The sequence below is a fragment of the Paenibacillus glucanolyticus genome (assembly GCF_037333485.1).
Taxonomy (GTDB): domain Bacteria; phylum Bacillota; class Bacilli; order Paenibacillales; family Paenibacillaceae; genus Paenibacillus_AQ; species Paenibacillus_AQ glucanolyticus.
Window position 1 is genome coordinate 4,088,409 of the sequence record NZ_CP147845.1, and the last position, 26,424, is coordinate 4,114,832.

27 protein-coding genes are annotated in these 26,424 nt (G+C 50.1%); 6 read left to right on the forward strand and 21 right to left on the reverse strand.

The annotated features are described in order from the left end of the window. Positions 1–33 precede the first annotated feature (33 nt). From hflX to WDY75_RS19205, 17 genes are all read right to left on the reverse strand, one after another. Entirely contained in the window at positions 34–1,323 is a 1,290-nt protein-coding gene (gene hflX / locus WDY75_RS19125; protein ID WP_063479250.1) for a GTPase HflX, read from the reverse strand. A 122-nt stretch (positions 1,324–1,445) separates the two neighbouring features. Further along, complete coding sequence (locus WDY75_RS19130; RefSeq protein WP_006209647.1) at positions 1,446–2,429, reverse strand: AAA family ATPase; 984 nt, start codon at positions 2,427–2,429, stop codon at positions 1,446–1,448. Positions 2,430–2,511: 82 nt separating this feature from the next. Continuing rightward, a complete protein-coding gene (locus WDY75_RS19135) occupies positions 2,512–3,165 on the reverse strand; it encodes a YdcF family protein (RefSeq protein WP_006209646.1) in 654 nt (217 codons plus the stop codon). After that, a complete protein-coding gene (locus WDY75_RS19140; RefSeq protein ID WP_006209645.1) occupies positions 3,165–3,722 on the reverse strand; it encodes a DUF402 domain-containing protein in 558 nt (185 codons plus the stop codon). Before WDY75_RS19140 ends, WDY75_RS19135 begins: the two co-directional genes overlap by 1 nt. Before the next feature lie 102 nt (positions 3,723–3,824). Then, a complete protein-coding gene (locus tag WDY75_RS19145; protein ID WP_063479249.1) occupies positions 3,825–6,485 on the reverse strand; it encodes a PBP1A family penicillin-binding protein in 2,661 nt (886 codons plus the stop codon). A 180-nt stretch (positions 6,486–6,665) separates the two neighbouring features. Further along, complete coding sequence (hfq, locus tag WDY75_RS19150) at positions 6,666–6,905, reverse strand: RNA chaperone Hfq (protein WP_006209643.1); 240 nt, start codon at positions 6,903–6,905, stop codon at positions 6,666–6,668. 52 nt (positions 6,906–6,957) lie between these two features. Next, positions 6,958–7,905 (reverse strand): tRNA (adenosine(37)-N6)-dimethylallyltransferase MiaA, encoded by a 948-nt coding sequence (gene miaA / locus WDY75_RS19155; protein WP_063479248.1) that lies wholly within the window; start codon positions 7,903–7,905, stop codon positions 6,958–6,960. Further along, positions 7,895–8,674 carry a class I SAM-dependent methyltransferase gene (locus tag WDY75_RS19160; protein WP_036637537.1) on the reverse strand — a complete coding sequence of 260 codons (780 nt, stop codon included), beginning with the start codon at positions 8,672–8,674 and terminating at the stop codon, positions 7,895–7,897. Before WDY75_RS19160 ends, miaA begins: the two co-directional genes overlap by 11 nt. A 17-nt stretch (positions 8,675–8,691) precedes the next feature. Next, positions 8,692–10,677 carry a DNA mismatch repair endonuclease MutL gene (gene mutL, locus WDY75_RS19165; protein WP_063479247.1) on the reverse strand — a complete coding sequence of 662 codons (1,986 nt, stop codon included), beginning with the start codon at positions 10,675–10,677 and terminating at the stop codon, positions 8,692–8,694. Positions 10,678–10,715: 38 nt separating this feature from the next. Then, the gene (mutS, locus tag WDY75_RS19170; RefSeq protein ID WP_063479246.1) at positions 10,716–13,490 is read right to left on the reverse strand and encodes a DNA mismatch repair protein MutS; all 2,775 of its coding nucleotides are present in this window, start codon (positions 13,488–13,490) and stop codon (positions 10,716–10,718) included. A 61-nt stretch (positions 13,491–13,551) separates the two neighbouring features. Next, positions 13,552–14,808 (reverse strand): putative amidoligase domain-containing protein, encoded by a 1,257-nt coding sequence (locus WDY75_RS19175; protein WP_036637530.1) that lies wholly within the window; start codon positions 14,806–14,808, stop codon positions 13,552–13,554. A 107-nt stretch (positions 14,809–14,915) separates the two neighbouring features. Next, complete coding sequence (locus WDY75_RS19180) at positions 14,916–15,482, reverse strand: outer spore coat protein CotE (protein WP_006209636.1); 567 nt, start codon at positions 15,480–15,482, stop codon at positions 14,916–14,918. A gap of 128 nt (positions 15,483–15,610) precedes the next feature. Further along, positions 15,611–16,591 (reverse strand): aromatic acid exporter family protein, encoded by a 981-nt coding sequence (locus WDY75_RS19185; protein WP_006209635.1) that lies wholly within the window; start codon positions 16,589–16,591, stop codon positions 15,611–15,613. 101 nt (positions 16,592–16,692) lie between these two features. Beyond that, positions 16,693–17,526, reverse strand: a complete 834-nt coding sequence (locus WDY75_RS19190; protein WP_006209634.1) for an ABC transporter permease — start codon at positions 17,524–17,526, stop codon at positions 16,693–16,695. A gap of 5 nt (positions 17,527–17,531) precedes the next feature. Continuing rightward, the gene (locus WDY75_RS19195) at positions 17,532–18,305 is read right to left on the reverse strand and encodes an ABC transporter ATP-binding protein (protein WP_036637528.1); all 774 of its coding nucleotides are present in this window, start codon (positions 18,303–18,305) and stop codon (positions 17,532–17,534) included. A 40-nt stretch (positions 18,306–18,345) separates the two neighbouring features. After that, on the reverse strand, positions 18,346–19,350 hold the full coding sequence (locus WDY75_RS19200) for an ABC transporter substrate-binding protein (RefSeq protein WP_006209632.1): 1,005 nt from the start codon (positions 19,348–19,350) through the stop codon (positions 18,346–18,348). A 184-nt stretch (positions 19,351–19,534) separates the two neighbouring features. Beyond that, a complete protein-coding gene (locus tag WDY75_RS19205) occupies positions 19,535–21,052 on the reverse strand; it encodes a carboxypeptidase M32 (protein WP_006209631.1) in 1,518 nt (505 codons plus the stop codon). Positions 21,053–21,181: 129 nt separating this feature from the next. Between WDY75_RS19205 and WDY75_RS19210 the strand changes: the two genes are divergently transcribed. The 5 genes from WDY75_RS19210 to WDY75_RS19230 all read left to right on the forward strand — a co-directional run bounded on the left by WDY75_RS19210 (position 21,182) and on the right by WDY75_RS19230 (position 23,691). Beyond that, positions 21,182–21,520: an iron-sulfur cluster biosynthesis family protein gene (locus tag WDY75_RS19210; protein ID WP_036637526.1), complete on the forward strand. Its 339-nt coding sequence runs from the start codon at positions 21,182–21,184 to the stop codon at positions 21,518–21,520. Positions 21,521–21,550: 30 nt separating this feature from the next. Further along, positions 21,551–22,120 (forward strand): beta-class carbonic anhydrase, encoded by a 570-nt coding sequence (locus WDY75_RS19215; RefSeq protein WP_006209629.1) that lies wholly within the window; start codon positions 21,551–21,553, stop codon positions 22,118–22,120. Positions 22,121–22,324: 204 nt separating this feature from the next. Beyond that, on the forward strand, positions 22,325–22,903 hold the full coding sequence (locus tag WDY75_RS19220; RefSeq protein WP_036637524.1) for a PadR family transcriptional regulator: 579 nt from the start codon (positions 22,325–22,327) through the stop codon (positions 22,901–22,903). A 56-nt stretch (positions 22,904–22,959) separates the two neighbouring features. After that, entirely contained in the window at positions 22,960–23,409 is a 450-nt protein-coding gene (locus WDY75_RS19225) for a hypothetical protein (protein ID WP_006209627.1), read from the forward strand. 3 nt (positions 23,410–23,412) lie between these two features. Beyond that, positions 23,413–23,691, forward strand: a complete 279-nt coding sequence (locus WDY75_RS19230; RefSeq protein WP_006209626.1) for a YxcD family protein — start codon at positions 23,413–23,415, stop codon at positions 23,689–23,691. Positions 23,692–23,793: 102 nt separating this feature from the next. Here the strand turns inward: WDY75_RS19230 and WDY75_RS19235 are convergent, their stop codons facing one another. From WDY75_RS19235 to WDY75_RS19250, 4 genes are all read right to left on the reverse strand, one after another. Continuing rightward, positions 23,794–24,243, reverse strand: coding sequence for a GNAT family N-acetyltransferase (locus tag WDY75_RS19235; RefSeq protein WP_338840504.1), 450 nt, complete (start codon positions 24,241–24,243; stop codon positions 23,794–23,796). Positions 24,244–24,527: 284 nt separating this feature from the next. After that, positions 24,528–25,118 carry a helix-turn-helix transcriptional regulator gene (locus WDY75_RS19240; protein ID WP_063479245.1) on the reverse strand — a complete coding sequence of 197 codons (591 nt, stop codon included), beginning with the start codon at positions 25,116–25,118 and terminating at the stop codon, positions 24,528–24,530. Then, on the reverse strand, positions 25,085–25,405 hold the full coding sequence (locus tag WDY75_RS19245; RefSeq protein ID WP_063479244.1) for a hypothetical protein: 321 nt from the start codon (positions 25,403–25,405) through the stop codon (positions 25,085–25,087). Before WDY75_RS19245 ends, WDY75_RS19240 begins: the two co-directional genes overlap by 34 nt. A gap of 357 nt (positions 25,406–25,762) precedes the next feature. Next, positions 25,763–26,005: a hypothetical protein gene (locus tag WDY75_RS19250; RefSeq protein WP_063479243.1), complete on the reverse strand. Its 243-nt coding sequence runs from the start codon at positions 26,003–26,005 to the stop codon at positions 25,763–25,765. A gap of 109 nt (positions 26,006–26,114) precedes the next feature. Between WDY75_RS19250 and WDY75_RS19255 the strand changes: the two genes are divergently transcribed. After that, a complete protein-coding gene (locus WDY75_RS19255) occupies positions 26,115–26,336 on the forward strand; it encodes a helix-turn-helix domain-containing protein (RefSeq protein ID WP_063479242.1) in 222 nt (73 codons plus the stop codon). Positions 26,337–26,424 lie beyond the last annotated feature (88 nt).

A 26,424-nucleotide genomic window follows, 5' to 3' on the forward strand; every position in this document is an offset into this window, starting at 1 on the left:
ACTTCATCTTTAATTCATGCTGTTGTATCTCCATTACTGCTGCTGAACGTAATCATGAAGCAAATAACCCATCTTATCGTAATCAGCTTTATTAATTCGAATCTCGTAGAGGATATCATTCTCATCAAAAGACTGCTCCAGCACGTCGCCGATACGGTATACAGCCGAGTTCAGATCGCCCCGGTCAGCGGGAATACGAAACGTCACATTCCCACCCGACAGCTGGTTCTGGATCGCTTCACGGACCGTGTCCAGGTCCTGATCATTATAAGCACTAATCTTTAATTGCCCCTCCCCGGTCGGCAGCATCTCCAACTGCTCCGGCTCACACGCATCCTTCTTGTTAAAAAGAACGATCTGCGGTTTATCCGCTGCTCCCAGGTCCTGCAGAATAGAATGAACCACAGCCATCTGCTCATCTCGCATGGGTGAGGAGGAATCCACAACATGAAGGATCAGATCCGCTTCATTGGCTTCTTCCAGCGTCGCACGGAATGCCGCAACGAGATCATGTGGAAGATTCTGAATGAATCCTACGGTATCCGTAAGGACCACTTCTTTGCCGCTTGGCAGTTCGAGTGCACGCGAGGTCGGATCCAGCGTAGCAAACAGCTGATCTTCGATATACACGTCTGCGGCCGTTAAACGATTCAGCAGTGTCGATTTGCCGGCATTCGTATAGCCGACCAAGGCTACCTGTACGGCGCCACTCTTCTTGCGGCGCTCCCGGTGCAGACTCCGGTGCCTTGTCATCTCATCCAGCTGCCGCTTCAGGTCGCTGATTCTGTCGCGAATATGCCTGCGGTCCGTTTCGAGTTTGCTCTCGCCCGGTCCGCGTGTCCCGATCCCCGCTCCGAGCCTTGACAGATTCTTGCCATGTCCCGATAACCGCGGGAGCAGATACGTAAGCTGAGCCAGCTCCACCTGAACAATCCCCTCACGCGTCTTGGCGCGCTGGGCGAAGATATCCAGAATCAATTGAGTCCGATCGATAATCTTCACATCGAGGGATTCTTCCAAATTCCGTACTTGCGCACCGGATAACTCTTGATCGAATATCGCGGTGGTTGCGCCCAATCCATCAATCGCCATGCGAAGTTCTTCAACTTTTCCCTTACCGATAAACCATTTGGAGTCCGGGACTTCGCGATTCTGGGTGATCACATCCAGCACCTCAACTCCAGCCGTTTCAGCGAGCTGAACCAGCTCCTGCAAAGAATATTCGGGATTGATTCCCGAACGTTTAACCTTATCCGTCACCAAGCTGACCAGTATAGCCCTATCTTCGATCTCTGTCCGGGTATCATGCGTTGTATTAGTCATATATCCAACTCCTTCTAACGATTACGTCTCTTATGTTAACTAACCACGGCTGCCTGCAATAAACATGATGATGATCAGGAAGCGGTGTTACCCCTTCATTATGTTCGAAGACAGGTTTAAAATCATTGTAATTTTCCGTTTAACTTAAAGTCCTCCGGCCTTAGTGTCATAAGCTCCAGCTTGCCGGGATTCCCGGTCACATATTGGTTCAGCAGCCGAACCGATTGATTGCGAATGGATTTCTCGATCACATTCCTCACATAACGGGCATTACTGAAGGCATGGAGTCCATGATCCTTCTCAGATTGCAGATGATCCTTCAGCTTGCTGAGCGACTGCGGCATCAAAATATAATCCCGCTCCTTTGCCATCAGCTCTGAAATCTGAATCAACTGATCCATGTTGTAATCCGGAAAGTCCATCTGTATCGGAAACCGGGAATGCAGTCCAGGATTCGTATCCATAAAAAAATCGATCTCATCACTGTATCCTGCCAATATCAGAATAAATTGATTCTTGTGATCCTCCATTGACTTTACAAGGGTATCGATCGCTTCCTTGCCAAAATCCTTCTCGCCGCCTCGTGCCAAGCTGTATGCCTCGTCAATAAACAGGATTCCTCCCAGTGCTTTCTTGACCAGTTCTCTGGTCTTTTGAGCAGTATGGCCGATATATTCGCCGACAAGATCCGCTCTTTCTACTTCAACCAGATGTCCTTTGCTCAGCACGCCCATCTTCTGGAACAGCTTCGCAACGATGCGCGCGACAGTCGTTTTGCCGGTACCGGGATTTCCTTTAAAAATCATATGGTATACATGACCGCCACTTAATAAGCCTGCTTCTGAACGCATCTGAGACACTTGAAGCAAAGCGTAAATTTCGAACACCAGGTCTTTGATTTGATCCAGACCTACTAGCTGATCCAGCTCTTTCTGTATTTCCTGGAATAGACTGTGCTGGGAAACAGGGTTTGGCGAAGGGGCCGGTTCGCGTTCCGGAACCACGCTGCTGACAAGCGGAGGTTCCGCGCTGCGGAGCACGACATTAATCTGCCTGGATGGCCGTCCTTCAGATCGGCCGTTAGCGGCCGTTACACGCCCGTTCATTGCTCCTCACCTCTTTATCCAAAGGGCTGACTATCTATTCCAATGTATTCTATTTACAGCCTGCTTATTAGAAGTTTCGTCCTCATAGGACACCAACTGCGATCAGCAGCCGATCAGCCGTCCATTTCGTGTAAGCAAGCACTTCTCTCGACTTGTGTTTGACCATGGGGAGAACGGTAGATTCCGTCAGCGACATAGAAGGATGATCATAACCAAGAGTGGTTGCTACCTCCATCGACCTCGTGCCATGATAATCATGCGTAATTATTATGGCCGTCTTCCACCCGTTGTTCTCCATGATATCTTGACTGTAGAGCAAATTCTCATAGGTGCTCGTGGCTTCGTTTTCCAAGTAGATGCGCTCTTCAGGTACGCCGGCCTCCACCAGGAAGTTTCTCATCCCTTCGGCTTCGGTATACGTATACCCTGGCTTGTCGAGACCGCCTGACACGATAAAAGTATCAAATCGTCCTGCGTTGTATTCAACCAATGCTTGCTCCAGCCGTTCCCGCAGTCCCGGGCTTGGCTGATCGCCCCACATGGATGCACCCAGAATGATGCCGACGTCCGCTTTCTCTGCCGGGCTGCTCTCTGCGCTTTCAATTTTCCAATACGCATAACCCGACCACAATACCCCAAGAACAACGAGAGAGAGCAGGGCATACATCCCTCTTCTAAACCATGCTCTCTTCTTCGTGCCCGCTCTCGGCAAATTCTTATGTATTTCCTGACGCATTATTTCTTCCTCCTAAATTCTCCGTTATGAAATAACTGGTCACGATGCTTCAGAGACATCATAAAGTAAGGAAATTCATGTGCGTCGATGGCCCGAAGAAGGTTCCTTGCAGTCACCTTAGCAAGCCTGTAATCATCCCGGGTAATATCATTCCGGCGCAGGGCATCCTCAAGCTCATCTTCATCCAGCAAAAACACTTCACCGTTCTTGACGACCACAACGTCCAGATACAGATCGTCAAACCAAGGGACACCCTGATCGGTTACTCCTTGCTTCTTGCAAATATCAATGTACCATTGCACGATCTTTCGCTTGTCATCAAACATGGCGGTAACGATGAAATGGCTGTCCTTCGGATAATACTGCAGCCAAGAATAACCTTTGTCCGCGATTCGGTAGGTATGACGGCCATACGTCTTCCACAACGGTTCTTTCAGGCCGTATATGGTATATAGCGTGAGATACCCTGTAAATTGCTCACATTCCACATACCGGGAAGTGAAGTGTCGGCGGGTGATACGGCGCCAATTCGCCCGATCTCCGAATTTACGTTTCATGGAACTTTTCCTCCCCATATCGTATTCCCAGCTTACCACATTTGGGTTTCACACTCAAAACAAAGAAGCCCCCGCAATTCAAGCGGAGGCTTTCTTGTTTGGTTATGGGCTTTCTTGCGGTGCATCCTGTGTATTCGCAGGATCCGATGGATCAACAATGGTCCCCGGTACCGTAGAAACATTGCCCGTATCCGAGTTGGTTCCCCCTGTGCCGTTGCCTCCATTGTTGGAGCCATCCCCTGAACCATCAGAACCATTGCCTGGGTTCTGGCCGTCTTGACCCGTTCCGGTCCCATTGTCAGGAGGTGGATTCGTTCCATTGCCGTTTCCGCTGCCAGGTCCTTCACCAGTGCCATTTCCATTGCCTGTATCTCCAGGACCAGTGCCATTACCGTTTTCGTTACCCGGAGGCACTTCGTTCCCTGCTCCATTGTCACCATCCTCAACCGGAGGCGGTTCTTCGGTATCTACCGGAGGTGGTTCCACTTCCTCAGGCGGCAGCTCCTCCGAAACAGCGACGACCTGCAGAACGTTCGAAGGTTCCGACTCCTTGCCAGTCGAAGTATCAAAAGCAGTCACGTAGTAATCGTAGGTCAATCCTTCCATGGCGCTCACATCTTCAATGGAGGTTCCGCCCAAGGAATCGAGAATACGGGTGTATTCCGCCTCGGATGTTTCCTTACGATACAAGTGATACTGAATATTGCTGCCTTGAACCGCATTCCAGCTCAGGGATACGGTCTGAGTCTCGCCATTATACGAACCGGTCAGTCCGCTGACGGCGGTTAATGTCGTTTCTTCTACTGGAGGCGGTGGCGGTTCGGTGCTCGGGAAGTTCTTCGCTTCATAACCCTGAACCGCCTTCTCCATCACTTTGCCCCATAATGAAGCCGAGATCGAGCTGCTTCGTTTCAGCAAATGCTGTCGGTCAGGCGTATCGTATCCCATCCACACAGCAGCGGTTAACTCCGGTGTGTATCCGACAAACCAAACATCACGGTTCGAGCTAACACCCTTGTACCCACTTTGCGTGGTTCCGGTCTTACCGGCTACCGGGCGACTGATTCGGGCGTTCTTGCCCGTTCCTTCATCAACGACGCGACGCATCATGTCTGTCATTTGCGAAGCTGTAGAAGCTTCCATTACACGCTTCCCTTTGCTTCCTTTGTTCTCATGCACAACCTTACCTTTGTTATCTTTAATCTGTTTGATCGCAAAGGCCTCTTTAAACTCACCGCCATTTGCGAAGGCACTGAACGCTTGTGCCATTTCAAAAGTATTTGTACCGGTATCCATTCCGCCCAGTGCAAGGGACAGATTCGCGTCACCCTCGGACATTTTGATGCCCAAACTCTGCGCAAAATCAAAACCGGTCTTAACTCCAATCTGATTCAACAGCCAGACGGCCGGAATATTCTCGGAGCGCTGAATCGCTTCAGGCATACTGATTGTCTCCGAGTAACCATGCAGGTTATTCGGACAGTAATTGCCGCCGAAGCACTGCTTTTTATTGCTCAGCCTGGAATCTTTCGTGAAATTCCCGGATTCCAGCGCAGGTGCGTACGACACAATTGGCTTCAACGCGGAGCCCGGTTGGCGACGGCTGTCGGTTGCCCGGCTGAACCCGCCTCTCGTATACTCACGCCCACCGGCCATGGCAACGATACCGCCGGTCTCTTGGTTAATAATAACCATAGAGCCTTCAACAGGTACATCATCCGGGCTTTCTTCGAAGTTAGCCGGGTTGCTGAACTCCTCCTCCACAGCCTGCTGAGCATTGATATCCATGGTGGTATAAATCTGGTAACCTCCGATGTTGACATCATCCTCGGTAAGGCCCCACTTCTCTTCGGCCTCTTCCATGACGTAATCAATAAACGCCGTATACTTCTGCTGTCTTTCAGGCGGTGTATAATCATAATCCACCTTTTTCGCTTCCTCAGCCTCACCGGCCGTAATGTACCCTTGCTGCTCCATCAGAGTCAGCACCACAGCACGACGTTCTTTGGAGAGGTCGGGGTTCTTCAGCGGATTGTAACGGGAGGGCCCCTTCGGCATTGCCGCCAGTGTTGCCATTTCCCACAATTCCAGATTGTTCAAGTCGGATTCCCCAAAATACCGCTCGGAAGCCGCTTTAATGCCGTAATAAGGTCCACCGAAGTTAATTCGGTTCAAATACATCTCAATGATCTCTTCCTTGCTGTGCTGACGCTCAAGCGCGAGCGCGATCGACATTTCCGTCGCTTTGCGGAAAAATGTTTTATCGCGTGTCAGGAAGATATTTTTTGCAAGCTGCTGTGTGATCGTACTTCCGCCCTCTACCATGGATCGAGCCATGATATCCTTGACCGCAGCACGGCCGATCGACCACATATCCACGCCGTTATGCTCCATAAATCGTTTATCTTCTGTTGCAATGAATGCCTGTACTAATAAATCAGGAATATCTTTGTACTCGACCGGGTCACTCTTCTGGATAGATAGTTCACCCATCAGGGTGCCGTTACGGTCATACACTTTGGAGGTACCGTAAGCGGTCAGTTTATCCTGGTTCTGCTCCAGCAGCTTCTCGCCGCTGATCAGGATGAACAAGTAACCTGCAAGCGCGCAGAAGATCGCAATGACGGCTGTAAAAAACAACGCCCATGCAATTCGTTTGCCTTTGCCTTTTTTCTTCTTCGATTTAGGTTTGGTGGTTTTGGATGTCTTCGAGTTGTCTTTGTTTTTGTTCAACCTTGACATCTGATTATCTTTTCCAGCCATTTGTCCCCCTCCTTACTCCCTTGCGGGATCAAGCCTCTGACTCTCGTCAAGTCTCGGAAAGAAAAGAACAACCTTCTCAGGTTGCTCTCTGCACTCCTTATAACTAAACGAATTATAAACAAAAAAGTTTCAAAATAATCAGGATGGTATGATTATGCTCTCTATGAATCAATCTAAAATCTATTGATCGTTGTTGTTATCCTGCATCAGGGACACATTGCGCTGCGGCATGAACGTGGAGATGGCATGCTTGTACACCATTTGCTGACGGCCGTCGCTGTCAATCACGATGGTAAAATTGTCAAAAGCTTTGATCGTTCCACGGATCTGAAAGCCGTTTGTCAGGTATACCGTGGCCGGAATGTTCTCTTTACGCAGTTGGTTCAAGAACGTGTCTTGGATGTTAATGGACTTGTTCATTAGCCGTACCCCCAATGGTTCAATTAGATTGTTTTGAAATATATTCAAGATTTCAGTGAAACTTTCCTGCTATTATAGCACGGATTTTTTGATAGTTTGCAGAAAAATTTCCCGAGTCGGTGACGTCTACCCACTCGATGTCTTTCATATGACGAAACCATGACAGCTGCCGCTTAGCGAACCGGCGTGTATCACGCTTGAGCAGAACCACCGCTTCCTCGTAGCTAAACTCCCCGTTAAGATGCGATACAATCTCCTTGTAACCAAGCCCTTGCATGGATACAAGCCCTGGAGCATACCCTTTGTCCATGAGCGCCACCACCTCATCAACAAGTCCCTGATTCAGCATAAGATCAATTCGCTCTTCAATACGGTTATATAGCATTTGCCTGTCCATTGTCAAACCGACCAAGCATAAGTCATAGGGAGACTGCTTGGTTTGAGGGGCCAGTTGGGCTGAAAGCGGGATACCTGTCATGTGGAATACTTCCAGTGCACGAACGACCCGACGTAGGTCATTAGGGTGAAGCCGATCGGCTGTTTCAGGGTCTACATCGGCAAGTTTCCGGTGAAGGGCTTCCGCACCATTTTCGTTAGCATAACGGAACTGCTCATCCCGAAAAGCCTCGTCCGCCCCGGTCTCGCTGAACTGATAGCCATAGCATACCGATTCCACATAAAGCCCTGTTCCACCAACGAGGAACGGCAGCTTGCCCCGGCCAGCAATCTCGGTTATCAATCTTCGGCTCTGCTCCTGAAATTCAGCCACTGAATAGGGATGATCCGGCTCGTGGATGTCAATGAGATGATGGGGAATGCCTTCCATCTCATCCGCAGAGATTTTGGCTGTGCCGATATCCATGCCCCGATATACCTGCATCGAATCGCCGGATATAATCTCACATCCAAATTCCTTGGCAAGTTCAATGCTCATTTTGGTTTTGCCTACAGCTGTCGGTCCGATAAGAACGAGCAGTTTCGGTTTTGATTCATCTGTCAATGGAAATCACTCCGTACGTTATTTTCGATTTTCCCCGCTCAGGCAAAGAAAAGCCCAGCCGCTCAAACTCTCCGCTGTACCGTGCTTCCTTCAGAACAACGGTCTTTCGTGCAACCCTGACCGCTTCTCTCACACTTTCCTCATCCAGCGGTTCCCCATTCGCATAATGCCTAAGCGGATTGATGGATGCCGAATCTGTGATCGGCTCGCGGAACATCGGATCGAAATAGACAATATCCACGCTCCGATCCGGCAGCGATTTCAAGTAGTCTAAGTGATGGCTGTGCCGTACCTCGATTCTCCTCATGGCCTGATCACTGGCCTCCAGATGACTTTCATAGGTCCGAAGGCCCTCTTTGAGCAGCGCATACAAGGGCAGCGAGCTCTCCAATGCGGTGACCCGGCTGTTCTCCCCGCCTTTGCCCGAGAACACCAAGGAGTCAGCGCCGAGCCCGGCCGTACAATCGAGAACAGAGTCTCCTTCGGCCATACCGGCAGCATCCAGCATAGGATCCGGATTGCCGTGCAGCACGCGTTTCAATCTGACAAATCCCATGCTCGGATGAAATTCCATGACAGAGCCGCCCGGTCCGCTGAGACGCACATGTCCGTTCAATACGACCAGAATGTCGTCGTCTCCGAATCTGCGGGCTAATTTTCGTAATGAATGACCGCCGCGCTGAACATATCGGCACCCGGTCTCCTGGGATAAGCTTATCGCACGTTTAACAATGTCCGGCGCTTCCGCTTCTCCAGTTGTAATGATCATGAAAGTCCTCCTTGCTGTTACATGACGCGTTTAAACATTTTCTCCAAATCATAAGCTGAGAATGAAACCACGATCGGTCGTCCATGCGGACAGGTGTATGGCTGGCGACAGGCGCCCAGACGCTGAATCAATGTCATGGCCTCCTGCTCGGTCAGCTTCTGATTGGCTTTGATAGAGGCCTTGCAGGAGCACATGATCGATGAGGTCTCTCTCAGCTTCGCAACATCAATATTTCGTTCGCTCAGCACCCACTCAGCCATCTCTTCAATGATGGCTTTCTCGTCACCCTTGGGGAACCAGAACGGGTGGGAACGCACCAGAAAGGTTTGGCCGCCGAAAAACTCCATATATACGCCGACCTTCTCAAACCAGTGCAGCCGCTGCTTCACCTTCTCCGATTCCGATGGTGTGAATTCAAGTGTAATCGGCAGCAGCAGCTCCTGTGAGGCGTCAGCCGGCTTACCGAACTGCTCGTAATAGTACTCGTAGTTAATCCGCTCATGGGCGGCATGCTGATCAATCAAATATAGCCCGGAATCATTCTGCGCAATCAGATAAGTTCCGTGGTGCTGACCGATCAATGTAAGTTCTGGAAATGGCGGGATTTCCGGGGCAGGCCCTGATGCAGCCTGAAGCCATTCCTTGGTTACAGACGGAATATCGGCATTCCCCTTGTTCTCATAACGGTAATCGCTGCGATAGGAAGAGGCTGCAGCCGTTTCCCGCATGGGAGCCGTTGCTGGCGTTCCGCCTGACCCATCCCCATAAGAGCGCCTGATACCGGATTCGGGCTGTAAATAATCCCGCTTCTCGGGCCATGCTGATCCAGGTGGGATCGGGAAGGACGTCATACCTTGATCGGATTGATCACCGCTTCGTGCCGCCGGGGCCTCTCCGTCTTCCCTGCTTCCTACCGAAGCATCCCGATCCTGCGCATTGGGAAAATGCAGCTGCTCCTGAATGAAGGCATGCTCGCTTTTGCCAATAGCTTGTTTGGCAGGGCGGGGAATGAGTATTTCCTGCTGCAGCACCTTGCGGATCTCCTCCTCCACAAATGCAAACAGCTCCTGTTCTTTGCTGAACCGCACTTCCAGCTTGGATGGATGCACGTTCACATCAATCAATGAGGGATGCATGGTCAGCTGAATGACAATGAGCGGAAACCGGTTAATCGGCAGCAGCGTGTGATACCCTCTTAAGATGGCCTGCATCAGGCCATAGTTGCGGACATATCTTCCATTGATGATCAGCGACATGCCGTTCCGGTTCGCCCGGGTGTAATCCGGACGGCTGATGTATCCGCTGAGTGTGTAATCCATATTCTCCGCTTCAAACGCGAGCATGGCTTTAGCGGATTGGGTGCCATAGATAGCCGCAATCACTTGCAAAGCATCACCATTACCCAGCGTTTGAAGCAGAGAGTTTCCATTATGCCGAAGCGTAAAAGCAATATCCGGCCGCGAAAGAGCCAACCGATACATGTAATCGGAAATATGCCCAAGCTCCGTCTGGATCGTTTTCATATATTTCAGCCTTGCCGGCGTGTTAAAAAACAATTCTTTCACCAGGAAATCCGTTCCCCTGGGTGCAGCAGTCTCTTCGTTCACACGAAGATGGCCGCCTTCGATTTCGATCTTCCGGCCGCGGCCGTCCTGAACATTGGACGTCACCAGCCGTACCTTGGATACCGCGGCAATGGACGGCAAGGCTTCGCCTCGGAATCCGAGGCTCGTGATCTGAAACAGATCCCGACCTTCCGTAATTTTGCTTGTCGCATGGCGGTAAAAAGCCGTCTCGCAATCTTCCGGGTCAATGCCTGCCCCGTTATCCGTGACACGAATGCTGTCGAGTCCGCCTTCTTCGACCGTAACGTCGATCTTGGTGCTCCCGGCATCGATGGCATTCTCCACAAGCTCCTTCACAACGGAGGCAGGCCGCTCCACCACCTCGCCGGCAGCAATCTGGTTTGCGATATGCTCGTCCAAAATACGAATAATCCCCATTGTTCCTACCTCCGTTTCACTTCAATCCCATGCAAAAATTATATATCCTTCGCCTGGATCTTCAGATCATTCAAGAACTGCATGGCCTGAAGAGGTGTCATATTCATCACGTCGGCACCCTTCACCGCATCGATAATACCTCTGATCGCAGGAGTTTGTACAGCTTCCGGCGCCATGGCATGTCCATCCTTGCCAACCTTCGCCGTTCTCGGATCAGGCACTTCGTCTTCTCCAAAAATAGAGAGCTGTACCACACCCCCCTTCCGTTCTCCATGGCTCAGGTCGCGAGGGGTATACGGGAACGCATCTTCACGCTGCTCCCTTGCCATTACTGCTCCATCGGTACCCTCGGCAGCCAAAGAGGCTGAAGCGGTCTCTTCCCGCTGCAATGCCGCCCCATGCTCCGAAGCCACAGCGGCCAGCGAAGCCTGCTCCAAGCCCTGCAGCAGGCCATAAGCACGGTCAATGATGCTGCCGGGCAGACCTGCCAATCTGGCGCAATAAATACCATAGCTGCTGTCTGCTGCCCCCGGGATCAGCTTGCGGAGAAAATGAACCTTATCTCCGCTCTCCTGAACGGCCATGGAATAGTTCTTAAGGCCGCCAAGACTTTCCTGAAGATGAGCAAGCTCATGGAAATGCGTGGATACAAGCGCCTTGCATCCGATATGATCATGCACATATTCAATGACGGCTTGTGCAATGGCCATGCCTTCGCTTGTTGACGTTCCGCGTCCCAGTTCATCAATGATAATCAGACTGCGAGGCGTTGCTTTTTCCGTCATGACCTGAATATCTGCCATTTCGACCATAAAGGTGCTCTGGCCTCCAATTAAGTCGTCCGCTGCTCCGATGCGGGTAAAGATCCGGTCTACCAGCGGGATAACCGCGCGCTCGGCCGGAACAAAGCAGCCGAGCTGGGCCAGGATTGACAATAAGGCAACCTGGCGCATATATGTGCTTTTTCCAGCCATATTCGGACCGGTAATAAGCAGGATAGAGGAGCCGTCCTTACGCAAATCCGTGCCATTCGCAATAAATGCAGAATCCTTCATAACCGATTCAACAACAGGATGGCGTCCGCCTTCAACGATGTAATCATACCCGTCGCTCAGCTCCGGCTTCACGAACCGGTACTCTGCACTGACCGCAGCCAGCGATTGGTAAACGTCGATTTCCGCGATTCGCTCGGCAAGCTTCTGCAATCGGCTCACTTGTGTATTCAGCTTGTCCCTAAGCTCGGTAAAGAGGGCATATTCAAGGTCCACCATCTTCTCCTGGGCCTCCAGGATCAAACCTTCCTTCTCCTTCAGCTCCGGTGTAACATATCGTTCCGCATTGGCGAGCGTCTGCTTCCGCTCATACCGGCCTTCCGGCAGGGAAGACAAATTGGACTTGGTTACCTCGATGAAGTAGCCAAACACCTTGTTGTAGCCGATCTTCAGGGATTTGATTCCTGTAGCCGCGCGTTCCTTGGCTTCCAGCTCTGCGATCCAGCGTTTGCCGCTGGTGCTTGCCTCACGGAATTCGTCCAGGCGCTCGTGATATCCCGGCTTGATAATCCCTCCATCACGTACGGACACCGGCGGCTCATCCACAATGGCGTCCTCGATCAGCTCGCACAGATCGTCGCAAATATCCGTATCCGCGGCTACACGCCGGAGGGTTTCGGAAGGAGATTGAGCACACAGCTCTTTCAGGGAAGGAATTTGTCTCAGCGACAGCTTGAGCGCATTCAAATCCCGACCATTCGCACTGCCAAACGCAATCCGGCCTACCAGCCGTTCCAGATCGTAAATCTCTTTAAGCGCCATCCGCAAATCTTCTCGCAGTATGTACTGGTTATAGAGATGTTCCACAGCCTCCAGCCGCTCTTCGATCCGGCTTCGGGACAACAGCGGTTTATCGATTCTCCGCCGCAAGAGCCTTGCCCCCATCGAGGTCTCCGTTCGGTCCAGAAGCCACAGGAGCGAACCCTTCTTCGAACGCTCACGCACCGTCTCGACCAGCTCCAGATTGCGTCTTGTGAATGGATCCAGGACCATGTACTGTCCCGGTTCATAGGAAGCAATCTGCGTCAGCTGCCCTAGTGACCGCTTCTGCGTCTCGCTTAAATACGAGATCAGCAGAGATACGCAGGCTCTGCGTTCCTCTTCCAGACGAGCCCAGGCGGGCTCCCCGAATTGGGTTCGAACCAACGCATCCTCTCTTCGATCCCACGCCGTATATACGATATTCCGGCTGCCGGGAAGCGACTGTGAAGAGATGATCTCAAGCAGCGCTGCGTCACCGATAATCTCGGAAGGCTCATAGAGGCCAATCTCGTCCCGGAGCCACTCCTCCGACCATGGAACCGAGGTCACATAGAGCTCGCCGGTCGACAAGTCGCATGCGGATAAAGACATCAATCCGCCCGCTTCTGTGACACACACCATATAGTTGTTCGATTTGTCGTGAACAACCTTGCCGTCCATGATCGTTCCCGGCGTTACGACCCGGACGATTTCCCGGCGCACCATGCCTTTGGTGACGGAGGCATCCTCCATCTGCTCACAGATGGCGACTTTGTACCCTTTTTCAATCAACCGCTGGATATACCCTTCGGCTGAATGATACGGCACTCCGCACATCGGTATTTTCTCGGTGCCACCGCCTTCGCGGCCGGTTAGTGTAATCTCCAGTTCCTTCGACGCGAGGATCGCATCATCAAAAAACATTTCATAAAAATCGCCTAAGCGGAAAAAAAGAAACGCATCCTTCGCTTGTTCCTTCACATTTAAATATTGTTCAATCATCGGCGTATATTTAGCCATGACGTACCTCCATGCCTTTTCTAGCTTGGCCTCTATTATAACAGAAATTGACCTCAAGGCATCAAGGCTTAACGGGAATATTCCACAGCGGTCTGATATCCCTGCTCTCATCCCAGGTTCGCCCCGCCTCGATATGCACAAGAGCAAGCTCAATTTCACGGGCATAGTCCTTATACTCCGGCAGTGCGGACAGATCCCGGTGCCACCCCGCTATACACTCTTTGAGCACGGTCTTATCCCCGTCGTAATAGGCCCGGTGGTATCGTTCGGTATTCAGGGGCCTTGCGAGCAGCCGGTCGCTGTATCGGGCGATCAGATAGGCGAGATACAGCGATACCTTCGCCACGAGGGGGGAGACGAGAAAGCTGGGAAGCGTTCGGTACTCAAAACCGCCATACGGCTGCCTCCGGAAATCTCCCAGGAAACCGTATCGGGGTCTGCGATGGCGCCCTTTGGGATCTTCCAGCAGCGCCAGCGGCAGTGCCAGATAATTATCCAGCGTCTGAAGCAGTGACAATGACAGCGGAACACCGCTGAAATGAATATGCCCACCAAGCGGGAAGTCCCCGCAAGGCAGAGCACCTGCTCTCCATGTCAGCGAACGATCCAGAATCATCGTTTGGGCAGTGCGCAGCGCTTTTTGCATTTCGTGAAGCAATTCCTTAGGGTCTGCTTTGGGTGACGGCCTTAATTCGGCAATGGGGTAAATGACCTCCCCCCGAAAACGCACGGCATCACTGCCGACTTCCCCGCCACGTGCCATGAACTCGGAAGCAAACACGATTTGCCCGTTGTCCTGCATCAGCACAAACTCCGGATCCATTCCGATCAGCAGCGATGGAGTGATTGGAGCGTCTCCGGTCTCGTTAAGCGTATTGCCCCCTTCCGTCGGGCCGCCCTTGGCACTCATAACCGCTTGATTCCGTCCCCCCTTCATTCGAACACTCTCAACCACGTATCTCCGCCCGGGCCGGGCCGTAATGATGACCTCTCCTTCATCCACACCCAGCGTATACAGCGAACGCAGTGCCGCTTTCTCCAGTCTCCGGTGCAGACCGTCTTCGTATCTCCCATTCTCGGGATCAGGCTCATACAACACCTCGCTGCCTCCCAGCTGATGGTGGCGGATCGAGGCTGCAGCCAGCTTCCGAACATGAACCGAGTATTTGGCTGTGTAGCGGTGCTCCTCCCCGGAAGCCATGCCCAACTGGCAAGGAATGCCGGACCTGATCATACGTGCCTGTGCCAGGATTGCATTAGCCCCATTGATTGGAACATAACCTTTTGCAGCAGTTGGTTTTACCATGGATTTAGTCATCCCCTAGCCCCCCTCGCGAAAAAAATAAAAAAGAGGGCATCCGCCCTCCGCAAAGCTGCCCTCACTGCATATGCTAAGATTATAATCATTCCTACAGGAGGGGTAACTTACAGTTCATCCTCCAGACCTTCGTAATCAAGGTCTTCGTAATCATCGACATCGTCTCCCAGGGCGTAGTCGAACTCTTTGTCTTCGTAGTCACCATGGTGGTTGGTGCATACTTTTACAACGACCTTGGTTTCGGCCACCAGCTCCACCGCATACTCTCTCTCTACCCGCAGGATGACACTCGTGCCATTCGAGGATACGCTGGCTTCGACGCAGCTCGGCTCCTGTGTCGCTTCTGCCGACACTTCCACCGTTGCTGCGCGATGCTTCGGATCCAGATAGGAAAGAGGCACGCGTTCTACATACGACACCGTTTCTTTCGCCACGTCGGTCTGCGAATTTTTGTCATAGGAATACCAGATGTTAACATCGTAAGTACCAATAACTTCAATTCCGTCTCCGGCGGCAACCGCCTCGTATTGATGGTTTATAATCCAGGCCCCCAAAATACTGGTCGGATTATTAGGCGGAGTCACGGTATGTGTTACGGTAGAGAACTTACGACCCTTGCCGCAGATCGCCTTCGTGATGATTTCTCTACATTGGTGTTTATGACTCAATGACATCTTCGAACCTCCTCCATACAATCATTCCATACATGTGTATGCACGAGATGGGCGAATGTTGAATGAAGTGGTCCAAATAAATTCATATGATGCTAAAAATATCAGATTTTTTTTTGAAAAACCCTGAGCTACGGGGCCGAATCCGCACGCTTCTGCGGTTTTTTTGCCGTGGGTGCCTTATACTTCTTCGATATATTCAAATAGTATTCCAGCTCATGGCAGAGCTGCAGAATCGCGGATCTGACCTCGAATTCCTCGCGGGTGGTCGGGAGATCCATTTCCTTGAACCGGTCTTCCAGCTCAATCAGCAGACCTTCGGACTTGCCCGTATATCCTTCAGCAACAACATCCTTGCTTAATTGATCGAAAATTTCAGCGGTCAGCACCCCGTGAGGAAGACGCTCGTACACCTGCGATATCTGATGCATCATGCTCTGGATGTTCTCCATCTGTTCCTTCCGCATATAGAAATATATGTTCCAAGAGCCGTCCGGATGAATCATCTGATTCTCCGATGCCCGCTTCGCTTCTTCTATTCCCCGCTCGATCTGCCGATTGGCCTCAATCAGTTCTTTACCGTCCCATATATGTTCAGGGTCTCTCAGCGTGAGCGAGAAATGATTGAAAATGACAGAGAAGAGCCCGTCCACCCTGCGGCGGATCTCCATCATCGCTCCCTCACTGTTTGGCATGTACACCAAGTTCACCAGCATCGCTGACCCAAGGCCGATAATTAGTAACTCAACCTGAGTAAGGAGAATGTCGAAGCCAATCTCTTCGCCCTGAAACACTCGAAACACCACGACGGAGCTGGTAACGATTCCTTCCTTGAAATTCGCTTTTGAAATCGCAGGGAATGCGAGAAGTATGTAGAGTGCCAGAACCCAGTAATGAAAGCCGAGAAAATAAAAAAGAATGCACGCCAGCAGCAGTCCCAGCAGCGAAGCAAAGAACCTGGATGATATGGAGCGCACACTCCGTTTGCGCGTGACGTCCACGCCGAGTATAGCAAGAAGACCGGCGGACGTAGCCCCCGGTATATTTAAGGCATCTGTAATTAAAATGGCAAGCAGGCTTGCCGCGGCCGTTTTGATGACACGAAATCCCATGTGATGAAGAGCCTCCAGGCGATTGTGATGGTTTTACTTCATCCTAGCCTATTTTCATGCCATAGACAACCATACAGGGAACCTGCCCAAGACAAGGCGCTTTAACGATGAGTTAACAATTTTCTTTCTATATATACAACGATTTGATACATGGCCGTGGCCACGACAGCGATAATGAGAAGGCTTGATAGGACGAGCGTAAAGTTGAATACCTGAAAGCCGTACATGATCAGATAACCAAGACCCGATTTCGCAACCAGGAATTCACCGACTATGACACCGACCCATGCCATGCCCACATTGACCTTCAGTGTAGACACGATGGCCGGATAGGATGCCGGCAGAATGACACGCTGAAAGACCTGACGCTTGGTGCCGCCGAAAGTACGGACAACCTTGATCAGATTGGAATCCACCTCATTAAAGCTGTTGTATACCACAAGGGTGGTCACAATGACCGTAATGGATAATGTAGTGATCACGATAGCGGTAAAGCCGGCGCCGAACATGACAATAAAGATAGGACCCAGCGCCACTTTCGGCATGCTGTTGAACACAACCATGTAAGGGTCCAGAACCTTATTAAGAAACGGTGACCACCAGATCAAGACAGCCAGCAGCGTGCCGACAAGCGTGCCCAGCAGGAACCCGACAACCGTCTCTCCAACCGTGATCCCCAGATGCCCCCACAACTCGCCGCTAACCATGTTGCCCCATATATTAGAGAAGATTTTGGACGGGTAGCTGAATAAAAGCACGTCAATCCACTTCCATCTTCCAGCCGCTTCCCACCAGATAAAAAACAGCAGCAGCAAGCTAAGCTGGACCGCCAGTACCCGATTCCGGATGCTTTTCTTCTTCTTTGTGTGCTTAACATAGATATCCTGGAGCCAGCCCTTCGAAGAAGAAGCAGAAGGCTCATGCCTTGTTGTCATAGGCTTCACTCCTTCCCGATGGTTTGCATTTCGCCCCAAATCTCATGAAACAATTCATTAAAGCCCGGCTCCTTGCGGGCAAAAAAAGGCTGCGCCCGTCGGATGTTCTCCGGAATATCAAATAACCGGTGAATCCGCCCGGGATTGCGGTTTAAGAGAATGACCCGATCGCTCATCGCAATGGCCTCCGACAGGTCATGGGTCACCAGAATGGCGGTCTTTCCCCGCTCTTTCAAAGTCTCCACAATCAAATCCTCGAGCTGCAGCTTCGTCTGATAATCCAATGCGGAGAATGGCTCATCGAGCAGAAGCAGACCGGGATCCGTTGCCAAGGTCCTAACGAGTGCGACCCGCTGTCTCATCCCGCCTGAGAGTTGTGACGGATACAGATTGCCGCTGTCGCCAAGCCCCATCTCCCTGAGCAGATTCTGCACGGCGCTGCGGCTCTCCGGATTCAATCGTTCCGTCAATTCCAAACCAATCAAGGCGTTATCCATAATGGTCCGCCACGGAAATAAATAGTCCTGCTGCAGCATGTATCCCACCTCCGGTGACGGCCCGTATATCGGATCGCCATTCACGTAAGCGGCTCCTTTGGACGGCTGCAGCAGGCCGGCAATGACAGACAATATGGTCGTCTTGCCACAACCGCTAGGTCCAACCAGGCTGACAAATTCGCCGGGCTCCACCTTCAAGTGAATTCCTTCCACAGCCAGAGAGGCTTCCCGATCGGTGACATATACGTGAGCGATATCATTCAATTCAACTACCGGTACCATGGTGCTCTCTCCTTTCGTTCTATGGATCAGGAGTACGTCATTATTTCGCTAACTTCGCTTTCTCGGCAAACGTGTTGTTAACGATCTTCTCAGGAGCTACCCGCTCTTTCAGTTCGCCGGCTTGATCCATCACGTCCAGCAGATTGTTCCATTCTGCATCATCCACGATCGGATCGGTTGCGTAGCTCCCCTGCTCTTTGTACCGTTTAACAGAAGAAACGACGATATCCCGGTCGCTATCCTTGAAATAAGGCATGATGGCATCAGCAATATCCTCAGGAGTGTTGGCATCCACCCATTGCTGTGCCTTGTAGAGGGCATTGGTAAACTTCTGAACCGTTGCGTCATGTTTGTCGATATAACTCTGCTTGGTCATGAACACCGTATAAGGCAGATGTCCGCTTTCCACGCCGAAGGAAGCTACCACCTTACCCCGGCCTTCTTTTTCGAAGATGGAGGCTTGCGGCTCAAAGAGCTGCACAAACTCACCCGTACCGGAAGCATAGGCTGATGCGATATTGGCAAAATCAATGTTCTGAATCAGCTCGAGATCACCGTGCGGGTCAATCCCTTTTTTGTTCAGTGTGAACTCGCCTGCCATCTGCGGCATTCCGCCCTTGCGCTGGCCCAGGAATACCTTACCCTTCACGTTGTTCCAATCAAACGCGCCTGATCCGTCCCGGGCCATCAGGAATGTGCCATCCGTCTGTGTCAGCTGACCGAAGTTAATGACAGGATCCTCAGAGCCCTGCTGATAGACGTAAATCGAGGTTTCGGAGCCGACTAGCGCCACATCGATAGCTCCTGACAGCAATGCCGTCATAGTTTTGTCACCGCCCGGGGTCGTCTGCAGCTCCACATCAAGCCCCTCTTCCTTGAAAAATCCTTTCTCCAACGCGACATACTGCGGAGCATAGAAGATCGAACGTGTCACTTCGCCAATCTTGACTTTTGTGGCCGATCCACCGCCACCGCACCCGGCAAGCGCTACTCCGCAAACAAGCAGCATCGATAACGCCAGCCCCCACCATTTTTGACGCTTCATGGTAACCCTCCATTCCCTTGAACAAACTTTTCTTTTCAACATATGCATGCGTCTGCCCAAAGGTTAAACGCCTGGCAGTGTCACTCATGCCGCTGTACCCTATGTGCGGAGAAGATAAAATACCAAATGAGCTTTTCCTATGTAAAAGAAAAAAAACGCAGCCACAAGGGCTGCGTCTCATCCATTAAAGCTTATAAATCTCTTTATATTTCTCTTCCAGATAATCCGCCAGATAGTCCGGGTTCAGCTCTTCTCCTGTGATTCTCACAATAATCTCGGAAGGTTTCTCGCTCTTGCCGTACTTGTAAACCTTGTCTGTCAGCCATTCTTTGATTGGAGCCAAATTCCCCTCTTCAATCAACTGGTCAAGGTTCGGCAGCTCTTTACGCATCGTGTGAAGCATTTGGGCAGCATACATGTTACCCAGCGAATAGGATGCAAAATATCCGAAATCACCGCCGGACCAGTGAACATCCTGCAGCACGCCCATTCCATCGTTTGTCGGCATAATGCCGAGGTATTCCTTATACTTCGCGTTCCAGGTTTCCGGAAGATCCTTCACAGCCAATCCTTCGTTAAAGAGCATTTTCTCGATCTCGTAGCGAATGATGATGTGCAGGTTATATGTCAGTTCGTCTGCCTCAATACGAATCAAAGAGTTCTCTACCTTGTTCGCAGCCAGATAGAATTGCTCAACGTCCACTTCCTTTAATTGCTCAGGGAAGTACTGCTGGAGGTCCGCAAAATAACGACGCCAGAACGGGCGGCTCCGGCCAATCATATTCTCCCAAAGACGGGATTGGGACTCATGAATGCCCATGGAGGTGCCGCCGGAGAGCGGCGTGCCTGCCAGTGTCTTGTCGATATTTTGCTCATATAGTGCATGCCCGCCCTCGTGCAAGGAGCTGAATACCGCACTGAGCACGTCATCCGGAAGATACATGGTCGTAATGCGCACATCGCCAGGATTGAGACCCGTCGCAAATGGATGCACACTCTCATCCAGGCGTCCTGCTTCAAAGTCATAACCCATTTGCTCCAGCAGAAACAAGCTGAATTTCTCCTGCTGTTCCTTTGGGAACAGCTGTTTCAAGAAAGCTGTTTCCGGTTTGAAGGAAGACTCCTGGATTGCATGGACCAGCGGCACCAGACGCGCTTTCAGACGTTCGAAGATGGCATCCACCTTCTCCACCGTCAGATCCGGCTCGTACATATCAAGCAGTGTATCGTATCGGGTATCCTTCACGCCCCAATATTCGATAAACTCCTGCTTGAACGCTACGATTTTGGTTAAGTATGGCTCGAAACCTTCGAAATCACTATTCTTCTTCGCTTCCTCCCACTTCGTTTCCGATTGGGCGGCAAGAATGGAATATTCCTGGAAGCGTTCAGGGGGAATGGATTTGCTCTGGTCGTACATTTTACGCACTTCCGCGATCATGCGGCGTTTGCGATCATCCAACTGCTCTGCCTGTTCCGGCTCGGCAAAAAAAGACAGAAGCTGTCCCATCTCCTCCGAGATTTGCAGTTTAAATGCTTCTGTAGATAGAACCCCGATCGTTTCGGAACGAATTTCGGTTCCTTTGCGGGGAGCACCTGTCCGTAAATCCCAATGAAGTAGGCCTATAGCTTCGTAGTAGCTCATGATTTTGCGAACCAATCGATCAAATTGTTCCCATTGCTGTGAATGTTGTACTGCCATACGGGCTCACCTTCTTTTTTTAGTGATAGGAATCTTTTATACTCTATTGATGATACTTTTTACAAGGTATATAATCAACTTCCAGAAAGAATAAATAACATTCTACATATAAAGGAGTGTCAGGATGCCTTGATTATTCAACTCACCCCCCAAGCCGAGCAGAAGCTGAAGGATAAACTTGGGGACAAGCCAGGCACCATCAGGCTGATCTATGACACGGAGGGATGCGGATGTGCCGTCAACGGCGTTCCAAGCCTGCGAATTGTAGATGAGCCTACAGTGGATGATATCACTGTAGATACGGGAAGCCCTGTGCCTTTTATTGTAAACCGTCGGCAGGAAATTTTCTTCGAGGACAAGATGAAGCTTGACGCCGATCCCGGCGTGTGCTCCTTCCGCCTTGACAGCAGCGGACAACATTACGGCACCAATATTCAGATTATAGATACCCGAGTGCAACAACTATAAACGACGATCGAAACGAAGGAGAGAATATCCATGGAACAACACCTAAACAGCATTTTGGAACACAACCGCAGCTTTGTAGAGAACAAAGAATACGAATCCTATCTGACCGGTCGTTTTCCTGAGAAAAAACTCGTCATCATCACCTGCATGGATACACGGCTCGTCGAACTGCTTCCAAAAGCAATGAATTTCAAGAATGGCGATGTCAAAATCATTAAAAACGCCGGCGCTATCATTTCCCAGCCTTTCGGCAGTGTGATGCGGAGCGTTATGGTTGCACTGTACGAGCTTCATGCGGAAGAAGTAATCGTAGTAGGCCACTATGAATGCGGCATGGCTTCCCTGAACGCCGAGGATATGATCCAGCATATGAGAGACCGCGGGATCTCGGATGAAGTTCTCTCCACGCTTGAAAATTCCGGCATCCGCTTGTCCAAATGGCTTCGCGGTTTCGATAACATTACAGACGGCGTAAAAAACACCGTTGACCTGATCAAAAAACACCCGCTGCTTCCGCCAAACGTACCCGTTCACGGCATGGTTATCGACCCTAACACAGGCGCGCTTGATCTGGTAGTCGAAGGTTACGAGAACAAATAAATCATTCAAAGTCAAATTGGAGCACAAGCGCTGAGGCGTTTGTGCTTTTTTAGTCACAATTTTACCAAAAGCAGAGAGAAAGAACCCTCCCCCAGTTGTCAAACCATACAGTTTCAGTGTACACTTTTTATCAACCGGACCGATAGGCGGATTTCCATCCCAACCTTAGTGTCCACGATATGCGTTTCAAAGGGAGTTATGTCCATGAATACGTTGTCATACGGCTTGTTAGGACTACTAGCAAGAAGAGAATCATCAGGATACGATTTGATGCTTCGCATACAGCCATTTTGGCAAGCCAAACACAGTCAAATTTATCCCCTGCTGTCCAGCATGGAGGAGAAGCAATTGTTGTCCTCTCACTGGGTCCAGCAAAGTGATAAACCGGACAAGAAAATCTATGCGATTACCGAAAAGGGCATGCAGAAGCTGCGCGAATGGATGTACCAACCCATTGCTCCCGCAGTCACCAAAGATGAACTTTCTCTTCGAACCTTCTGCCTGTGGTTAGCGGAGATCGGCATCGCCGTTGATATTTTCGAGGACCGCAGAATTGGCTATCTGGAGAAAAAGCGTTATTACGAGCAGATTTTAGAGGGGATTCCGGAGGAAACCCGAGAGCTTGGAAGCAAGGCGTTCAGCAATTATGTACTCGCTACCAAAGGATTGATGATGGCTGAGACCGAGCTGAAATGGTGTGATTGGGTACTGGATTTATTAAAACAGCAGCAGCGCTCAACCGCCTCAAAACATGGTCGCACAAATTTTGAAACCTTATCGTGACTCGTCCGTAGTACTCTTTATTACTCTAAATTCACTGGGAGGTTCGACAGAACACGATGAAAAAAGTATTGACTATTCTTGTAGCGATTACACTGTTCTTTGTAGCGCTGACACCAGATTCCGCAGATGCCAGAAGAGGCGGCGGCGGTTTCAAATCCGGTAATAAGACATACAACAGCACTCCGAAAAAGAATGATACCAATAATGTGCAACAATCCAACAACCGTTCCAATAACACAGGAGCAGCCAACACAACCAAACGCGGATTCTTTAGCGGCGGCGGCTTGATGAAAGGTCTCATGATCGGTGGTCTTGCCGGTTTGCTCTTCGGCGGAATGTTCGCTGGCATGGGCTTCATGGGCGAAATTATGGGATTGTTGATTAACCTCATTGCAATCTGGGCTTTGATTATGGTCGTTATGGCTGTTGTACGCGCCGTGAAGAATCGTCGTCAACAAAACGAGCGTCGCGACAACAACAACAATAACAATAATAATCGGTACTAATCCATGGTTCTAAGCATGGACGAAATCATCAATGCGGTCTGTCTTCACCAGGCGGAACGCAGAGGCGTCAAACCGACAGATGTATCGCTTGAGCTTAGCTGGGATGAGGATACCGGTTATACGGCGGAAGTATGGGTAAGCGGAAGAACCCAGTATTTGATTGAGGCTAACCTCATTGAAGCGATTCTTCGCTACCTGCACTCCGAGTACAACATTCGCGCATACAGCGAACAGGTAAGACTTGAGCTTGAAGACGAAATTATCGCAATTGTTCAACAATAAGCAAGAAATCAAAAAAACTGCCGCCTTGCGTAACGCGAGGCGGCAGTTTTTTTATAATGAACCCTCTTCTTTTTCCAACTTATCTGCAAACGTTCCTGCAGGCTATTCATGCTGCTGAAGACCATCCGGCGTGTACACCATGCAATACTGCCGGAGTGAACTGTTGGGTAACGGAATGACCTTGACCATGCGATAATCGTAGTGCTCATAAATGGGTACGTTGCTTGGGGTCTGTGTCTCCAACGTACATAAGATATTCTTCGTATGACATTCTGCAAGCAGTGGCTTTATGATCCTCGAAACGTATCCTTGTCCGCGGCAGCCTTCCTGCACAGCAATCATATCCAAGTGCATATACTGCCGGTCGCCCAGCATCGATAGCCAAACTGAACTCATGCTGCGCAAAATGGTTAGTCCTCGAACAAATCCTCGTATCCCAATGATTCGGCAAATCGGCAAGGATTTGATTATGGCAACCCCGATCTGTTTCGCATACTTGACGTTAGAGAGCAGTGTTCCTGCCTGTCGCTCCGAATGGAATACCAATGCCACGGCCTCGTAGTCCTTAGACGTCGTTAATACATCCGAATAAGGATACAACATTTCAATATAGCACTGAAAAAAAATATTCAGTGCGTCGAGCCTCGTTGTCTCATCAGGCAAGATATGTTGATATAAAGGGTCATCCTTTGCAAAAGCTTGCGCCAGCGTGCTGGCTGCCTTTGGAATGTCAGATCGATCTACTCTCAATAATGTGCTATAAATAATTCCACCTCAAATTGAATTGTCCTTCGAATCAGCAGTTTCATACATGCTCATGCTATACGCTATTTTAGCTAGGAAGAATCCACATGAAACACCTGATACTGCTTCCGGTATTCCCCGGGGGTGTACGACGATTGACGTTTGAATAACCGTGTAAAGTAGTTATTATCCTGGAAGCCGCATTGCTCTCCGATTTTGATCAGGGACAGCTCCGAATGTTTCAGTAGCCGTTTAGCTCGCTCAATCTGCAGATGATGTCTGTATTGCAGCGGACTCATCCCCGAGTATTGCTTCAAGCAGCGCGCCAAATAATCAAAATGATAATGCAGCTCGCGCTCCATCTCTCCCGAATCAAAGGGCTGCTCCAGGTGATTCGCCAAGTAGGAAGCCACCTTTTCGCCAAGAATATAGGATCGGGCATGCGGACTGCTCTTTCTCATGCCGTTCTGCAATTGCAGGAGAAGCTGACCGAACAAATTATGCAGCTCAAACGATCGGTATGGTGTAAGCGCACTGTACAGTACAAGCATATCTGTCAATAATGGCACAACCGTTCGCAAATCTACAGTGGAAAATTTAGGAATGTCGATCATAGCAGGATGAGATTCCGTATCCTGATCCGTCCGCTTTAACAGAGGCTGCTGCCAGTTGTTCTTCTCCACCAGCTGCGGGGACAGCGGATACTGAAAATGAATCCAATATACCTCGGTCTCATCTTCTGTGGGACGGTATCCGTGATGTATTTTCCCGGTTCAAGGACCAGCAGCATCTCCTGCTCCACCTCATATTCAACTCCATTCTCCTCCATGTACAGCGTGCCCTTGGCGTAGATAATCATGTCAAACACCCCAAATCGACGCTTGGCGTGTACGATCCCCGGCTTCCATACCGTATGGCCTATCGTAGCCAGCTGAGGAAACGGCGGGACTTGCAGTTCAAGTACGAGCATCCCATCACCTTCTAAATAAAGATGTAGAGATTGTACTATACGAAGTCGTCATTCTCAGCTGTAACAAGGAACATAATGATCTAGAGTGGTAGGTTATAGAGGATCTTCTCCCTCTTGTGGACACCCAGGTTACCATTGTCACAGGAGAGCCTGTTCGGGAAGTATATCTGGCTCCTGGGACTGCACTTCCCTTCCATCAGGAGAATGGTACCTTAAGCTACTCGGTTCCCACATGGGCTTGCCATCAGATGATCGTACTCCAGTTCTGAGTAACGAACGAAAGCTGACGCCTCGATATTCCTCCGGTGTCAGCTTTTTCTTTTCCATATGTGTATCGCATTCGCCTTATCACTCACTCTAAGAATCAACATGATTCCGAATAAATTCCCGCTCATTTTTATTCAGTCGTTTAAGCGAGCTTTCAAATAAATAAAAATACATAGAACGAAGCTGTTTGATCTTCTCTATCTCTCCAGCAGGGATGGCTTCCCTGATTGCTAAGGCTAATTTGCCATTACCATTTACAATTTTCTCCGAGCTTAGGATAACGTCAATCAGAAGCTTCCCCTCTTGATCTTTCATTTTCATTTCATTCTCCATCGATGCTTTTTGGCTCCCTCCTATCATTATTCATAAATTTTATGCGAAAAGCGCATAAATATCAATATGCAATTTTCGCATAAACTAAACTTTGCTTGGGTGATATACGATGTATAAACGAATTCGGGATTTGCGCGAAGACAGAGATTTAACGCAACAACAGATGGCCGATTACCTGCATATTTCGCAAACCACTTATTCTCGATACGAAAGTGGTAATTTGGATGTGCCAAGTACGGTATTAATCAAATTAGCGGATTTTCATAACGTAAGCATCGATTACATTCTGGGTCAGACGGACATGGCAAAGCGTAATCATGACAAGAAATAATCCGGCAAACTAATAAGAAAATCGAATTCTCTCCATGCAAAAAAGTGAGATTACAATAATCTCGCTTTTTTTGCGTTTTTCACATTTT

What these genes read in the sequence shown, in the direction of transcription:
- WDY75_RS19255 (WP_063479242.1), top strand. Translation starts at nt 26,115, where the DNA reads ATGTATAAACGAATTCGGGATTTGCGCGAAGACAGAGATTTAACGCAA.
- WDY75_RS19245 (WP_063479244.1), bottom strand. Translation starts at nt 25,405, where the DNA reads ATGCTCGTACTTGAACTGCAAGTCCCGCCGTTTCCTCAGCTGGCTACG.
- WDY75_RS19160 (WP_036637537.1), bottom strand. Translation starts at nt 8,674, where the DNA reads ATGATCATTACAACTGGAGAAGCGGAAGCGCCGGACATTGTTAAACGT.
- WDY75_RS19230 (WP_006209626.1), top strand. Translation starts at nt 23,413, where the DNA reads ATGGTTCTAAGCATGGACGAAATCATCAATGCGGTCTGTCTTCACCAG.
- hflX (WP_063479250.1), bottom strand. Translation starts at nt 1,323, where the DNA reads ATGACTAATACAACGCATGATACCCGGACAGAGATCGAAGATAGGGCT.
- WDY75_RS19185 (WP_006209635.1), bottom strand. Translation starts at nt 16,591, where the DNA reads ATGGGATTTCGTGTCATCAAAACGGCCGCGGCAAGCCTGCTTGCCATT.
- WDY75_RS19135 (WP_006209646.1), bottom strand. Translation starts at nt 3,165, where the DNA reads ATGCGTCAGGAAATACATAAGAATTTGCCGAGAGCGGGCACGAAGAAG.
- WDY75_RS19130 (WP_006209647.1), bottom strand. Translation starts at nt 2,429, where the DNA reads ATGAACGGGCGTGTAACGGCCGCTAACGGCCGATCTGAAGGACGGCCA.
- WDY75_RS19140 (WP_006209645.1), bottom strand. Translation starts at nt 3,722, where the DNA reads ATGAAACGTAAATTCGGAGATCGGGCGAATTGGCGCCGTATCACCCGC.
- mutS (WP_063479246.1), bottom strand. Translation starts at nt 13,490, where the DNA reads ATGGCTAAATATACGCCGATGATTGAACAATATTTAAATGTGAAGGAA.
- WDY75_RS19200 (WP_006209632.1), bottom strand. Translation starts at nt 19,350, where the DNA reads ATGAAGCGTCAAAAATGGTGGGGGCTGGCGTTATCGATGCTGCTTGTT.
- WDY75_RS19190 (WP_006209634.1), bottom strand. Translation starts at nt 17,526, where the DNA reads ATGACAACAAGGCATGAGCCTTCTGCTTCTTCTTCGAAGGGCTGGCTC.
- WDY75_RS19175 (WP_036637530.1), bottom strand. Translation starts at nt 14,808, where the DNA reads ATGACTAAATCCATGGTAAAACCAACTGCTGCAAAAGGTTATGTTCCA.
- mutL (WP_063479247.1), bottom strand. Translation starts at nt 10,677, where the DNA reads ATGGGGATTATTCGTATTTTGGACGAGCATATCGCAAACCAGATTGCT.
- WDY75_RS19250 (WP_063479243.1), bottom strand. Translation starts at nt 26,005, where the DNA reads ATGGAGAATGAAATGAAAATGAAAGATCAAGAGGGGAAGCTTCTGATT.
- WDY75_RS19225 (WP_006209627.1), top strand. Translation starts at nt 22,960, where the DNA reads ATGAAAAAAGTATTGACTATTCTTGTAGCGATTACACTGTTCTTTGTA.
- WDY75_RS19195 (WP_036637528.1), bottom strand. Translation starts at nt 18,305, where the DNA reads ATGGTACCGGTAGTTGAATTGAATGATATCGCTCACGTATATGTCACC.
- WDY75_RS19145 (WP_063479249.1), bottom strand. Translation starts at nt 6,485, where the DNA reads ATGGCTGGAAAAGATAATCAGATGTCAAGGTTGAACAAAAACAAAGAC.
- hfq (WP_006209643.1), bottom strand. Translation starts at nt 6,905, where the DNA reads ATGAACAAGTCCATTAACATCCAAGACACGTTCTTGAACCAACTGCGT.
- WDY75_RS19215 (WP_006209629.1), top strand. Translation starts at nt 21,551, where the DNA reads ATGGAACAACACCTAAACAGCATTTTGGAACACAACCGCAGCTTTGTA.
- WDY75_RS19205 (WP_006209631.1), bottom strand. Translation starts at nt 21,052, where the DNA reads ATGGCAGTACAACATTCACAGCAATGGGAACAATTTGATCGATTGGTT.
- WDY75_RS19180 (WP_006209636.1), bottom strand. Translation starts at nt 15,482, where the DNA reads ATGTCATTGAGTCATAAACACCAATGTAGAGAAATCATCACGAAGGCG.
- WDY75_RS19220 (WP_036637524.1), top strand. Translation starts at nt 22,325, where the DNA reads ATGAATACGTTGTCATACGGCTTGTTAGGACTACTAGCAAGAAGAGAA.